This is a genomic window from Streptomyces sp. PSU-S4-23 (genome assembly GCF_055632315.1).
Window position 1 is genome coordinate 2,765,640 of record NZ_JBVMUU010000002.1, and the last position, 13,387, is coordinate 2,779,026.

General features: G+C 73.3%; 10 protein-coding genes. 1 reads left to right on the forward strand and 9 read right to left on the reverse strand.

Annotated features, from left to right (window positions below):
- The first annotated feature begins 638 nt into the window (after positions 1–638).
- A complete protein-coding gene (gene rpsT, locus ACZ79I_RS13265; RefSeq protein WP_471497215.1) occupies positions 639–905 on the forward strand; it encodes a 30S ribosomal protein S20 in 267 nt (88 codons plus the stop codon).
- A gap of 188 nt (positions 906–1,093) precedes the next feature.
- On the opposite strand, the gene ACZ79I_RS13270 is transcribed toward rpsT, so the two are convergent.
- The 9 genes from ACZ79I_RS13270 to leuS form a co-directional block, all read right to left on the reverse strand.
- A complete protein-coding gene (locus tag ACZ79I_RS13270; protein ID WP_471497217.1) occupies positions 1,094–1,489 on the reverse strand; it encodes a nuclear transport factor 2 family protein in 396 nt (131 codons plus the stop codon).
- A gap of 182 nt (positions 1,490–1,671) precedes the next feature.
- On the reverse strand, positions 1,672–2,661 hold the full coding sequence (gene holA / locus ACZ79I_RS13275) for a DNA polymerase III subunit delta (RefSeq protein WP_471497218.1): 990 nt from the start codon (positions 2,659–2,661) through the stop codon (positions 1,672–1,674).
- 142 nt (positions 2,662–2,803) lie between these two features.
- The gene (locus ACZ79I_RS13280; RefSeq protein ID WP_471497220.1) at positions 2,804–3,049 is read right to left on the reverse strand and encodes a hypothetical protein; all 246 of its coding nucleotides are present in this window, start codon (positions 3,047–3,049) and stop codon (positions 2,804–2,806) included.
- 94 nt (positions 3,050–3,143) lie between these two features.
- On the reverse strand, positions 3,144–3,992 hold the full coding sequence (locus ACZ79I_RS13285; protein WP_471497222.1) for an arylamine N-acetyltransferase family protein: 849 nt from the start codon (positions 3,990–3,992) through the stop codon (positions 3,144–3,146).
- Between the two features lie 4 nt (positions 3,993–3,996).
- Positions 3,997–6,669: a ComEC/Rec2 family competence protein gene (locus ACZ79I_RS13290; protein ID WP_471497223.1), complete on the reverse strand. Its 2,673-nt coding sequence runs from the start codon at positions 6,667–6,669 to the stop codon at positions 3,997–3,999.
- Positions 6,666–7,580 (reverse strand): ComEA family DNA-binding protein, encoded by a 915-nt coding sequence (locus ACZ79I_RS13295; RefSeq protein WP_471504917.1) that lies wholly within the window; start codon positions 7,578–7,580, stop codon positions 6,666–6,668. The genes ACZ79I_RS13290 and ACZ79I_RS13295 overlap by 4 nt, the downstream gene beginning before the upstream one ends.
- A 672-nt stretch (positions 7,581–8,252) precedes the next feature.
- The gene (locus ACZ79I_RS13300; RefSeq protein ID WP_471497225.1) at positions 8,253–9,098 is read right to left on the reverse strand and encodes a DegV family protein; all 846 of its coding nucleotides are present in this window, start codon (positions 9,096–9,098) and stop codon (positions 8,253–8,255) included.
- 72 nt (positions 9,099–9,170) lie between these two features.
- The gene (locus tag ACZ79I_RS13305) at positions 9,171–9,908 is read right to left on the reverse strand and encodes a hypothetical protein (RefSeq protein ID WP_471497227.1); all 738 of its coding nucleotides are present in this window, start codon (positions 9,906–9,908) and stop codon (positions 9,171–9,173) included.
- A 179-nt stretch (positions 9,909–10,087) separates the two neighbouring features.
- Positions 10,088–12,970, reverse strand: coding sequence for a leucine--tRNA ligase (gene leuS, locus ACZ79I_RS13310; RefSeq protein WP_471497229.1), 2,883 nt, complete (start codon positions 12,968–12,970; stop codon positions 10,088–10,090).
- Between the last annotated feature and the right edge of the window lie 417 nt (positions 12,971–13,387).

A 13,387-nucleotide genomic window follows, 5' to 3' on the forward strand; every position in this document is an offset into this window, starting at 1 on the left:
CACGCGCGGGAGCCTGCGACCGGTCTGGGCCGCGGAGGGGACGGATCCGCGGATCCCGGTGAAGCGGCGCCCGGCGGCACCGGCAGCACCCGGGGAGGCCGGCGGAACGGGCCGCGTGCGGGGACGGACGCCCGGGGCGACGGGGGCGACGGGGGCGACGGGGCGACGGGGGCGACGGGGCGACGGGGGCGGCCGGGGCGCGAGCCGGGTGGCTGAGGCGCGGGCCGGGTGACCGAGGCGCGGCGGGCGTGGGGCCGGTCGGGGCGCGGTAGCCGATCGGGGCACGGTGGCCGGTCGGGGCGCGGTGGCCGGTCGGGGCGCGGTGGGCGTCGGGGGCAGCGGGCCCGTCGGGGCGCGGTAGCCGATCGGGCGCGGTAGCCGGTCGGGGCACGGTAGGCGTCGGGGGCAGCGGGCCCGTCGGGGCGCGGTAGCCGATCGGGGCACGGTGGCCGGTCGGGGCGCGGTGGGCGGGTCGGGGGCGCGGTGGGGGCGCCTTCCGTGGGTTTGGGCGGGCCGGAAGGCGGCTGGTAGCCTGAGTGGCTGTGTCTCCTGCCCTCTCAGCGCGAGGCACGTCTTCAAGAAATCATCGGCGCGTGAGGCGGCCAGCCTCGCGTGCCTGAACCTGTAAAGGCTCATTCGTGGCGAACATCAAGTCCCAGATCAAGCGGAACAAGACGAACGAGAAGGCGCGCCTGCGCAACAAGGCCGTCAAGTCCTCGCTCAAGACCGCGATCCGCAAGGCTCGCGAGGCCGTCGCCGCGGGTGACGCCGAGAAGGCCACCGAGCTCCAGCGCGCCGCCACGCGCCAGCTCGACAAGGCCGTCTCGAAGGGCGTCATCCACAAGAACCAGGCCGCCAACAAGAAGTCGGCGCTGGCCACCAAGGTCGCGGCTCTCAAGGGCTGACACTTGATTTGACGCCGGAGGGATCCGAGCGGGCCCTCTCTCATCCGCTCCCACCCGGCACCCGGGTTCGTACGCGGCCTGCGTTCGCCACGCGGGTACGAGCCCACGAGCTTCAACCGAAGGCCCCGCCCCCGTCCTTCCCCGGGACGGACTGCGGGGCCTTCGGCCTGCGCGGTCACGACCCGGCGTCAGGACCAGAAGTCGTTGTCCTCGTCGATGTCCGCGACGCACTCGTCAAGATCGGTGATCTTGTCTCCGGTGATCCGGAAGACGATGCATCCGTCCTCCTCCAGATGCTTGCCCCGGCGCTCGGCCGTGAGATGGTGCAGGGCCACCACATGCCCCCGGCCGTCGGCGAGCACCTGGCGCGGCTCCAGACGCAGCGTCCCGTCCGTCTCCTCCAGGAGCCGCCGGTACATGTCGATGATCGCGTCCCGGCCCTTGAAGTCGCCCGACAGCGGATGGCTGCCGGGAACGTGGTACGTGGCGTCCGCCGCCATCGCCCCACGCAGGATGTCCAGGTCACCGCGCGAGAAGGCGTCGTAACCCTTGCGGACGAGTATCGCCTGCGGGTGTTCAGCCATGGCAATCGCCACCTCTCCGTCGCTTCGGCGATGTACAGCTGTACGTCCGATTCTCCTCCGCACAGCCCCGGGGGCCACCGGTCGCCGGCCGACGCGCACCGCCGGGCCGCCGCCGGAGCGCCGGGGCGTCGGGGCGCACGGGTACGCCTCACGCGCGCCCTCGCCTCACGCGCGCCCTCGCCTCACCCGCGCCCCCGGGAGCGCGCCGCCCTCGCGATCGTCACCACCGCCTTCTCCAGGGCGTACTCCGGGTCGTCCCCGCCGCCCTTCACTCCCGCATCGGCCTCGGCCACGGCCCGCAGCGCGACCGCCACCCCCTCCGGCGTCCACCCCCGCATCTGCTGCCGCACCCGGTCGATCTTCCAGGGCGGCATCCCCAGCTCCCGGGCGAGGTCCGCGGGTCGTCCGCCCCGGGCCGACGACAGCTTCCCGATCGCGCGCACCCCCTGCGCGAGCGCGCTCGTGATCATCACCGGCGCCACGCCCGTCGCCAGCGACCACCGCAGCGCCTCCAGGGCCTCCGCCGCCCGCCCCTCGACCGCCCGGTCCGCCACCGTGAAGCTCGACGCCTCCGCCCGCCCTGTGTAGTACCGCCCCACCACCGCCTCGTCGATCGTCCCCTCGACGTCCGCCACCAGCTGCGACACCGCGGACGCCAGCTCCCGCAGGTCGCTCCCGATCGCGTCGACCAGCGCCTGGCACGCCTCCGGTGCCGCCGAGCGGCCCCGCGCCCGGAACTCCCCGCGTACGAACGCCAGCCGGTCCGCCGGCTTCGTCATCTTGGGGCACGCGACCTCCCGCGCCCCCGCCTTGCGCGCCGCGTCAAGCAGGCCCTTGCCCCTGGCGCCGCCCGCGTGCAGCAGCACCAGGGTGATCTCCTCGGCGGGCGAGGCGAAGTACCCCTTCAACTCCTTGACGGTGTCGGCCGACAGGTCCTGCGCATTGCGCACGACCACGACCTTGCGCTCGGCGAAGAGCGACGGACTCGTCAGCTCGGCCAGCGTGCCGGGCTGCAACTGGTCCGAGGTCAGGTCCCGTACGTCCGTGTCGGCGTCGGCGGCCCGGGCGGCGGCCACCACCTCCTGCACGGCACGGTCGAGCAGGAGGTCCTCCTGGCCCACGGCAAGGGTGACGGGGGCGAGAGGGTCGTCGTTCGCGGTCTTCTTGGCCATCACGGACAGCATCCCACGCGCCACCGACAACGCGGCGCCCGGCGCCGCAGGCCCCACCACATGGGGAAGGAGCCGGACGCCCCGCCCCGCGGGGAAGGAGAGGAGCGGGCGGACACCGCTGCCCGTACCGCCCCCGCGTCGGCTACGGCTCCTCGCGCCAGCCGTCCCACTCCCCCGCGAACGCGTCGAGTTGCTCCGGGTCGAGGCGCTCCTCCTCGTCCCGCAGCACCACGAGCCACTGCGCGTCCTCCGCGTCGTCCTCACCGGCCAGCGCGTCCCGTACGATCCGCGGCTCCTCGTCCAGCGGGAACCGCTCCCCGAGCGCCTCCGCCGCCTCTTCCGCGGCATCGCGGTCGGGCAGCACCAGCACATGTCTCGCATCGCTCACGGGGCCATCTTCCCGCCGCGCCCCACACCGCCGGTCCCCGGGGCCGCCCGGAAGGTCCCGGCCCCGGCGGCGTCCACCGGGCCCCGGGCGCTCCTCATCGCCGGTCGGCCCTTCCACCGGCCTCCCGCACGGTCGGCACCCGGTCCAGCTCGATCCCGAACCCCTCCCGGTACACCCTCAGCACCTCCTCGTCGCTCCCGAGTTCCGACACCTCCTTCCGTCCGTCCGGGGCCGTCAGCGTGAGTCGCCTGCCGCTGAGCGTGATCCGCCCTCCGTCCTCCGTGACCCGTGAACACACCAGCGACCGCACGAAGCGCGAGTCCGGCGACGTGCTGTTCCACCAGGCCCCGGTCACGAAGTCCCCGAGCACCCGCGGGCGTACCTCCAGCCGGTACTGCGGACTGCCGTCCCGCAACACGTCGAGGTCCTCGAACTCCGCCGTACCGCCGCCTCCGCGCACCCCCGCCGCGTCCGCCCCGGCCTCGACCACCCGGAACGTTCCGCCCGGGTCGGGTTGCTCGCCCCGGTGCCCGAACGCCAGCGGGAAGTGGCTGTGCGCCCCGAAGCCGACATCGGCCAGCCAGTCGCCCCCGTCCGCGGTCCGCACGCGCAGCGCCAGATGGTCGTACGGCACCCCGATCCGGCCCTCCTCCCCGTACACCCGCGCGGCGAGCAGGGTGACGTCGAAGCCGACCGCCCGCAGCAACGCGCCGAAGGCGCCATTGAGTTCGTAGCAGAAGCCGCCCCTGCGCGCCCCCACGATCTTGTCGATCATCCGCTTCTCGTCCAGCACGATCTCCTCGCCGAGGTGGATCGACAGGTTCTCGAACGGGACCGCCCTCAGATGACTCAGGTGCAGCTCGCGCAGCACATCGGTGGTGGGCCAGGCGGGGTGTTCGGCCCCGATCCTGCGAAGGTAGGCGTCGGCCTCTGCGGAATTCACACCATCAGTCTCTCGCCACACGCAGCTCCCGTCCCTCCCCGGCCACGGCGACCGCCCCGTCCTCGTCCGTACGCAGCACGAGGGCACCCCCGCCGCGCAACCGCGCGACCGTACTCGGTGCGGGGTGGCCGTACACGTTGTGCCTGCCGCATGAGATCAGCGCGAGCCGCGGGGCCACTCTCCGTATGAGCTCCGGATCCTGGTACGCCGACCCGTGGTGGGCGACCTTGAGGACATCCACCAGTCCCAGGCCGGCTCCGGCCGGCGACCGCAGCAGCGCCTGCTGGGACGGGGGTTCGAGATCACCGAGCAGCAACAGGGTCAGGCCCGCCGACCGCACGAGCAGGGCGACGCTCGCGTCGTTCGGGCCGTCCGGGAACGGGGCCGGCTCCGTTGGGGGTACCTCCCCGCCGCCCAGCGGGGTCTCCCCGCTCGAACGAAGCCGAGCGTGGGGCAGAACCAGAGAGCCGGGGGGAGGCCACACCACCCGCCAGTCGAGCGCTCCGGTGCGGCGGTGCTCCCCGGCCACGGCGCGCGTGACGGGGATGTGCCGGGCCGCCGCCTGAGCGTGCACGAACGCGGCCTGCTCCGGTGGTTCCTCGAACCAGGTGGTCTCGATCGCCCCCACCGAACGCCCGCGCAGCACTCCGGGCAGCCCCGTCACATGGTCGGCGTGGAAGTGGGTCAGCACGACCAGCGGGACACGGGTGATGCCGAGCACGGCCAGACACCGGTCGACCAGCGCGGGATCGGGTCCCGCGTCCACCACCACGCCCGTGGCGTGGCCCGCTGCGAGCACGGTGGCGTCCCCTTGGCCCACGTCGCACATCGCGAACCGCCAGCCCGGTGGCGGCCACCCGGTGATCACCCGGGTCAGGGGCGGGGGCCGCACCACCACGAGCAGCATCACCGCGGCACAGAGGACGGCCGGCCAGGGACTGCTCAGCAGCCTCCGGCCCACGAGCACCACGATCGAGGTCACCGCCGCGAGCAGCAGCGCCCCCGCCCAGCTGCCCGGCCAGTCCACTCCTCCACCCGGCATCGCCGCCCCGGTGCGCGCGACACCTGCGATCCACCCGGCGGGCCGGCCCGCGCACCACGCGAACACCTTGGCCGCGGGCATGGCCATGGGCGCCGCCCCCAGCGCGGCGAAACCCAGCACCGTCGCCGGCGCCACCGCCAACTCCGCGAGCAGGTTGCACGGCACGGCGACCAGGCTGACCCGCGCCGACAGCAGCGCGACGACCGGCGCGCACAGCGCCTGTGCGGCCGCGGCGGCGGCCAGTGCCTCAGCCACGCGCGGCGGCACCCCGCGCCGTCGCAACGCCGCACTCCAGCGGGGAGCGAGGGTGAGCAGCGCGCCGGTCGCCAGCACGGAGAGCAGGAAGCCGTAGCTGCGGGCGAGCCAGGGGTCGTAGAGCACCAGCAGCAGGACCGCCGTGGCCAGGGCGGGGATCAGGGATCTGCGGCGTCCCGTCGCGAGGGCCAGCAGCGCGATCGCCCCGCAGGCCGCGGCCCGCAGCACACTCGGATCCGGCCGGCACACGATCACGAACCCGAGGATGAGCGTGCCGCCGAGCAGCGCGGTTCCCCTCAGCGGGATACCGAGCCGGGGCGCCAGCCCCCGGCGCTCCGCGCGCCGGGCCAGTCCGGCCGGGCCGATGAACAGGGCCAGCAGGAGGGTGAAGTTGCCCCCGCTGACGGCCAGCAGGTGGGCGAGGTCCGTCTTCTTGAAGGCGTCGTCCAGATCGGGGGTGACCCGTGAGGTGTCCCCCACGACCAACCCCGGCAGCAGTGCCCGCGCATCCGGATCCAGTCCGTCGGTGGCCTCCCGCAGCCCGGCGCGCAGCGACCCCGCCCACCGCTGCGTCCGGGACGGCTCCCCCACCACGTCGAGCGGTTCCCCGGCCCGTACGCGCAGCACGGCGGCGTGACGCCCCGCGGCCGGAGAGGGCGCCAGCCGCGCGGCCACCCGTACCCGGGTGGAGGGCAGCAGGGCCTGCCAGGGCGAGCGTCTGGGTCCGTCCTCGAGGCCGGGCGAGCCGGTCGTCACCGCCACCCGGGACTTCATGTCGACGATCACCAGCACCGGTGTCCGTGTGGCCGTCACGGTCCCGTCCGCTCTCCTCAGACGCCGGACCACGGCGTCGAACAGCACGGCGGTCGGCGTCGTGTGGTCGCCCTCGATCCTGGGCCGGCTCAGCCGTGGATCAGAGGAGACCTCGACCTCCGCGGTCACCTCGGCGTAGGTGCGCGCGAGGGCGGGGACGGGGCCCCGCCGCAGGTCCGCACCGTGCAGCCCGGCGGACAGCAGCGCGGCGGCGGCACAGAGCAGCGCGGCGGCGACGGACACCGCCGACCGGGAACCCGGTGCCCTGCGACGGCCCTCTTTACCGCCCGGCGCTCCGGCCCGCGCACCGCCTCGCGCGCCCGATCGCCACACGGTCAGCAGCCCGCCTGCCGCCGGCAGGCAGACGGCCACCCCACCGGTGACCCACACGGCCGGGGCATCCAGTGCCCAGGCGGCGGCCGCCCACGCCGCAAGCGCGGGTGCGACCAGCCGCAGGTCCGCCGGTCCTTCCGGCCGGGTGTCCTGGTCTCCGGGCCCGACGCCGCTGCCGGTGATGCGTGCCGGTGTCCGCGCCCCGCCCGCGGCGCCCGCGTTCGGCGCCCTCATGGCCGTACGAGATTCCGGAGATCGGCGAAGCGGCGTTCACCGATGCCGTTGACGTCACGGAGCTCGTCGACCGAGCGGAAGCCGCCGTGCCGGTCGCGGTAGTCGACGATGTGCCGGGCGAGGACGGGACCCACCCCCGGCAGCGCGTCGAGCTGGTCCACCGTCGCCGCGCTCAGCGAGACCGGGGTGGCGGGAACCGCGCCGGCAACGGATCCGCCGGTCGCCGGGCCCACCGGGTTCCCGCCCGTCACGGGTGCCGGACCACCGACCACGATCTGCTCGCCGTCCACCAGCAGGCGGGCGCGGTTGAGGGCGTCGGTGTCCGTGCCCGGGCGCACTCCACCCGCCGCACGCAGGGCGTCGGCCACCCGGGACCCGGCCGGAAGCCTGAGCAGGCCGGGCCTGCGCACCTTGCCGCTGACGTCCACGACGACCGCGGCACCCGTCCCCGGCCCCGTTCCGGGACCGGCGCCCGGCCCGTCCCCCGGTTGCGGGCCGGCCGGCGCACCCGGCTCCAACGACCGCTCGCCCCGGTTCCCGCCCGGCGCCCCGCCCGGCGCCCCGTACGGCGCCGCGGCGCGCACCACCTCGGGCGCCCGCACCTGCCGGGTCCTGCCGGCCCAGAAGTGCTGTGCGGCGAGGACCGCGGCCACGACGAGCAGCACGCTCAGCGCGGCGACGCTCTTGCGCTCCAGTGCACACCTCGACTGCAGCCACAGGGGCATCCGCTCACGCACGGCCGGCCCCCACCGCTCACGCCACATGCGCAGGCCGCCCGTGGCACCGTGCACGGGTGTGCCGATACCACCGGCCGCAGGGGCGACCGGTGGGGCCGGGCCTGCCGCCTCGCCCGTCTCTGACTCGGCCGGCTCGACCGGCTCGACCGGCTCGACCGGCTCGACCGAGTCCACCGACACCGGTCCGGCCAACCTGGCCGGCCGGACCTGCCGGACCTGCCGGACCGGTACGGAAAGCCCGGTCGGCACGATGGGGCCGACCGGCACGGCCCGCCCATTCGACTTGACCGGTCGGGCCGGTCCGGCCGGCCCGACCGGCTCAGCCGACGCGGCCGACGCGGCCGGCTCCACGGCGGTCGGCTCCACAGCGGCCGACTCCACGGCGGTCGGCGCCCGGAAGCCACAGGTCCCCCTCCCCGTCGCCGTGCTCCCCCGCGGTTGCCGCCTGTCCCCGGCGGCTCCCGGCGGATCGTTGCCGAACTCCTGCCGCTCGCCCGTCCGTTCCGTGAAGAGCGCCTCCGCGCGCAGGCGCAGCGTGTCGGCGGCCGGCGTCCGGCGATGCCGTCGGGCGTGCGGCCGGACGCGCTCCCGGGCATGTCCCGGGGAGTGCCGTGGGAGATGGCGGGTGCGGCCGTCGGAGCCCGGGCCGCGGCCCGGGCCGCTCGTGGGGGTCGCTGTACGTGAACGTGATCGAAGTGCCATGCGCCGAGGATCGGGCACACCGCCGAAATCGCGATGATCTTGGTGGATTCCCGGGGATTACTGCCCAGTTGTGGATAACTCCGTCACCCGTCCGAGCAGTGGTCACGCCCCGGCCGCCCGGGTGAGCGAGCGGGCACCGCTCCGTCACCGCGGCGAGACAACGGCCCCCAGCAGCCCGGGGCCGGTGTGGGCCCCGATCACCGCGCCGACCTCGCTCACATGCAGCTCGGCCAGCCCGGGCACCCTTCCGCGCAGACGGTCGGCCAGGGCCGATGCCCTCTCCGGGGCCGCGAGATGGTGGACCGCGATGTCGACCTGCGCGCTGCCCGCCCGCTCGACCACGATCTCCTCCAGGCGGGCGATCGCTCTGGACGCCGTGCGCACCTTCTCCAGCAACTCGATACGGCCGCCGTCCAGCTGCAGCAGGGGCTTCACCGCGAGCGCCGAGCCCAGCAGTGCCTGAGCGGCGCCGATCCGGCCGCCCCGCCGCAGGTAGTCGAGGGTGTCGACGTAGAAGTACGCGGAGGTGCCGGCGGCCCGCTTCTCGGCGGCCGTGACCGCCTCGTCGAGGGTTCCGCCCGCCTCCGCGGCCTCCGCTGCGGCGAGGGCGCAGAAGCCGAGGGCCATCGCGACCATGCCGGTGTCGACGACGCGCACCGGCACGGGAGACCGGCGCCCGGCGAGCACCGCGGCGTCGTATGTGCCCGAGAACTCCGAGGACAGATGCAGCGAGACGATGCCGCTCGCGCCCGACTCGGCGACCCTGCGGTAGGTCTCGGCGAAGAGCTCGGGGCTGGGCCGGGACGTGGTGACGGGCCGTCGCTTCTGCAACGCCTCGGCCAGGGAACGGGCTGAGATCTCGGTGCCCTCTTCGAGCGCCCGGTCGCCCAGCACCACGGTCAGCGGCACCGCGGTGATGCCGTGACGCTCCATCGTCCGCTGCGGCAGGTAGGCCGTGGAATCAGTGACGATCGCGACATGGCGGGACATGAGCTGGAGGTTACCTGCCGCAACGCCCGGGTGGCAGCCCGGCCCCTCCGACCTGGGGGCACCTTGACGGAATCATGTGGTGCTCTCGGGGCGGGGCTTCTTCTGCCAGGGGTACGCGGACCGCTGTCCCGGCGGGGCGATGGACGGGCGGGCCGGCTCCTGCGGCGCACGGGATTCGGGTGTCTGCGGCCAGGTCCGGTCGGGGACGGCCGGGTCCTCGGGGGCCGGCGCCTCCGGCCACGCCGGGGCGGAGGGCATCGGCTCCTCCTTGGTCCAGTGGCGCAGCGCGCCCGCCTCCACGTCGATCTGTGCGCTCAGCGCGTCCAGATCGTCGTCGGCGAACCGTCGGGCCCTGTCGAGTGCCGCCCAGCGCAGCGAGTCCGCCGACCGTGTGATCCGCTCGGCGCGCTCGCGCAGTTCGGGCAGGCGGGAGGCCAGGAGGCGCCGGTCCGGCTCTGCTTCCAGCCGCCTGAGTTCGGCGTCGAGTTCGTGTCCGTGCGCGCTGAGCCGCCGGAAGAGACCGAGTGACTCCTTCAGCGACGCGTCCTCGGCGACGCCGGCGCTCAACGCGTCCTGCGTGGCGCGCATCGAGGTGCGCAGCTTCAGACGGAGCTGGGCGAGCTCGCCGGACGGGCCGGGCTGGGCGAGGGTTCTGGCGCGCAGGGTGGTGTCCTCGACCGTGCGCCGTGCCTGCGCGATCGTCCGGTCCACGCCGCGTTTGGCCGCGCCGATCACCTTGACCGTCGCGTACGCCCCGAATGCGACGCACAGCACGAACAGGAGCACGACGACGGTCAAGAAGGCTTCCACGACGACGCTCCTCCTCGGGCCGGCCAGAGCGGCTGGTGCACCGCTCCTCCACGGTAAACGCAGCGGGCAGGTCCGGGGTTCCGCAAGAACCCCGAACCTGCCCTTAGGGGACTACCCGGACAGGGGCGGCCCGGCCCGACACCCCTGGTGCGCGGGAGGGCGGGGGCGCCCGGCGGCCGTTACGCCGTGACGATGTTCACCAGCTTGGGCGCGCGCACGATCACCTTGCGGATGCCGGCGCCGTCCAGCGCCGCGACCACCTTCTCGTCGGCCAGCGCCGCCTTCTCCAGCTCCTCCTCGGAGATCGACGGGGAAACCTCCAGGCGCGCCTTGACCTTGCCCTTGACCTGGACGACGCAGGTGACCGTCTCGTCGACGACGTACGCCGGGTCGGCGACGGGGAAGTCCTGGTGGACGACCGAGCCGGTGTGGCCCAGCCTGTGCCACAGTTCCTCGGCGACGTGCGGGGCCAGCGGCGCGGTCAGCAGCACCAGGGCCTCGGCGACCTGGCGCGGCACCGGCCGGCCCGCCTTGGTCAGGTGGTTGTTCAGCTCGGTGATCTTGGCGATGGCCGTGTTGAACCGCAGGCCCTCCAGGTCCTGGCGCACTCCGTCGATGGCCTTGTGCAGGGCGCGCAGGGTGTCCTCGTCGGGCTCGGCGTCGACGACGGTGACCTCGCCGCTCGCCTCGTCCACGACGTTGCGCCACAGGCGCTGCAGCAGCCGGAACTGGCCCACCACCGCGCGCGTGTCCCACGGCCGCGACACGTCCAGCGGACCCATCGCCATCTCGTACAGACGCAGCGTGTCCGCACCGTACTCGGCGCAGATCTCGTCCGGAGTGACCGCGTTCTTCAGGGACTTGCCCATCTTGCCCAGCAGCCGGGTGACCTTCTCGCCCTGGTAGTGGTAGGCGCCGTCGCGCTCCTCCACCTCGGCGGCGGGCACCGCGATGCCCCGGCTGTCGCGGTAGACGTATGCCTGGATCATGCCCTGGTTGAACAGCTTGTGGAACGGCTCCGCCGAGGAGACGTATCCCAGGTCGTACAGGACCTTGGACCAGAAGCGCGCGTACAGCAGGTGCAGCACGGCGTGCTCGGCGCCGCCGACGTACAGGTCGACACCGCCGTGCGGCATGCCCTCGCGCGGGCCCATCCAGTAGCGCTCGATCTCCGGGTCGACCAGCTTGCGGTCGTTGTGCGGGTCCAGGTAGCGCAGCTCGTACCAGCACGAGCCCGCCCAGTTGGGCATGGTGTTGGTCTCGCGGCGGTACTTCTTCGGCCCGTCGCCCAGGTCCAGGGTGACGTTGACCCACTCCTCGTTGCGGGACAGCGGGGTCTCGGGCTGGGTGTCGGCGTCGTCCGGGTCGAAGGTGCGCGGCGAGTAGTCCTCGACCTCCGGCAGTTCCAGCGGCAGCATCGACTCGGGCAGCGCGTGGGCGACTCCGTCCTCGTCGTAGACGATCGGGAAGGGCTCGCCCCAGTAGCGCTGGCGGCTGAACAGCCAGTCGCGCAGGCGGAAGTTGACGGTGCCCTCGCCGATGCCCTTGCGCTCCAGCCACTCGGTGATGCGCGCCTTGGCCTCGACGACGCTCTGGCCGTCCAGGGTCACGGTCCCGCCGGCGGAGTTCACGATCTTCGCGTCGTACGAGTCGAACGCGTCGTCCCACGTGGACGGGTCGGTGCCGCGGCCGTCGGACGGCTCGACGACACAGCGCATGGGCAGTTCGAAGGCTCGCGCGAACGCGAAGTCACGGCTGTCGTGCGCCGGGACGGCCATGATGGCGCCGGTGCCGTAGCCCATGAGCACGTAGTCGGCGATGAAGACGGGGATCCGCTCGCCGCTGACCGGATTGGTGGCGTAGGCGCCCGTGAAGACGCCGGTCTTGTCCTTCGCCTCGGCCTGCCGTTCGACGTCGGACTTCGAGGCGGCGTGGGCGCGGTAGGCGGCGACCGCCTCGGCGGGCGTGGCGTGCCCGCCGGTCCACACCGCGGGCGTTTCCTCGGGCCAGGCGTCGGGGGTGAACTTCTCGACCAGCGGGTGCTCCGGCGCCAGCACCATGTAGGTGGCGCCGAACAGGGTGTCCTGGCGCGTGGTGAAGATCGTGATCGCTTCGCCGTCGATGGGGAAGTCGACGCGGGCGCCCTCGGAGCGGCCGATCCAGTTGCGCTGCTGCAGCTTGATGGCCTCGGGCCAGTCCAGCTCCTCCAGGTCGTCCAGCAGCCGGTCGGCGTAGGCCGTGATGCGCATGTTCCACTGACGCAGCTTGGCCTTGAAGACGGGGAAGTTGCCGCGCTCCGAGCGGCCGTCGGCGGTGACCTCCTCATTGGCCAGGACCGTGCCCAGGCCGGGGCACCAGTTGACGGGCGCGTCGGAGGCGTACGCCAGGCGGTACTCGCCCAGGACGTCGGCGCGCTCCATGGCGCTCAGCCGGTTCCACGCGCGCGTGGTGCCCGGAATCGCTCGCTCACCGGATTCGAACTGGGCGATCAGCGCGGAGATCGGGCGGGCCTTGCGCGCCTCCTCGTCGTACCAGGAGTTGAAGATCTGCAGGAAGATCCACTGGGTCCACTTGTAGTAGTCGGGGTCGATCGTGGCGAACGACCGCCGCTTGTCGTGGCCCAGGCCCAGCCGGCGCAGCTGGGTCTTCATGTTCTCGATGTTGGCCTCGGTGGACACGCGCGGGTGCGTGCCGGTCTGCACGGCGTACTGCTCGGCGGGCAGGCCGAAGGCGTCGAAGCCCAGGGTGTGCAGGACGTTGTGGCCGGTCATGCGCTGGAACCGGGCGAACACGTCGGTGGCGATGTAGCCCAGGGGGTGGCCGACGTGCAGGCCCGCACCCGAGGGGTACGGGAACATGTCCATGATGAACTTCTTGGGCTTGGCGACCAGCTCCGGGTCCCCGGCCAGGTCTCCGCTGGGGTTCGGCGCCGCATAGGTGCCCTCGGCGTCCCAGAAGTCCTGCCAGCGTGCCTCGATCTCGGCCGCCACGGCGGCCGTGTAGCGGTGCGGCGCGGCCTCCGCCGACACGGCAGCGGCGGCAGCGGGGTTCGTCTCGCTCATGATCCTCAAAGCTCCATCGATCGTCTCTGCCAGCGGAAATGAAAAAGCCCCTCGCACAGGAGGGGACGCCGCGCCGATTCCGGCCATCCGATTGACCCGGTGGTCGGGACTGATCAGCGCGGCTCGCTAAGCAGAAGGCGTACGGCACGCATGGCGCCAGGGTACCGCAGTGCCCGAGCGCCTCGCGACGGGCTTCCGCCGGCACGCACCGGGAGCGGAGGGAAGTGAACCCAACGCGCGGCGGAGCCGTACTGAGACCCGGACGGTCAGGTTGTGAAGGTCTCGAGGAGCTGAACAACGTTCAAATGTTACTTCGCGTAACACCAGCTAGTCGGACAACACCACCACCCCGTTGCCCTTTGATAACAACGCAATAACTCAAACCTCGTACCGCTCGGTTTGGAGCCACCTAAAGTG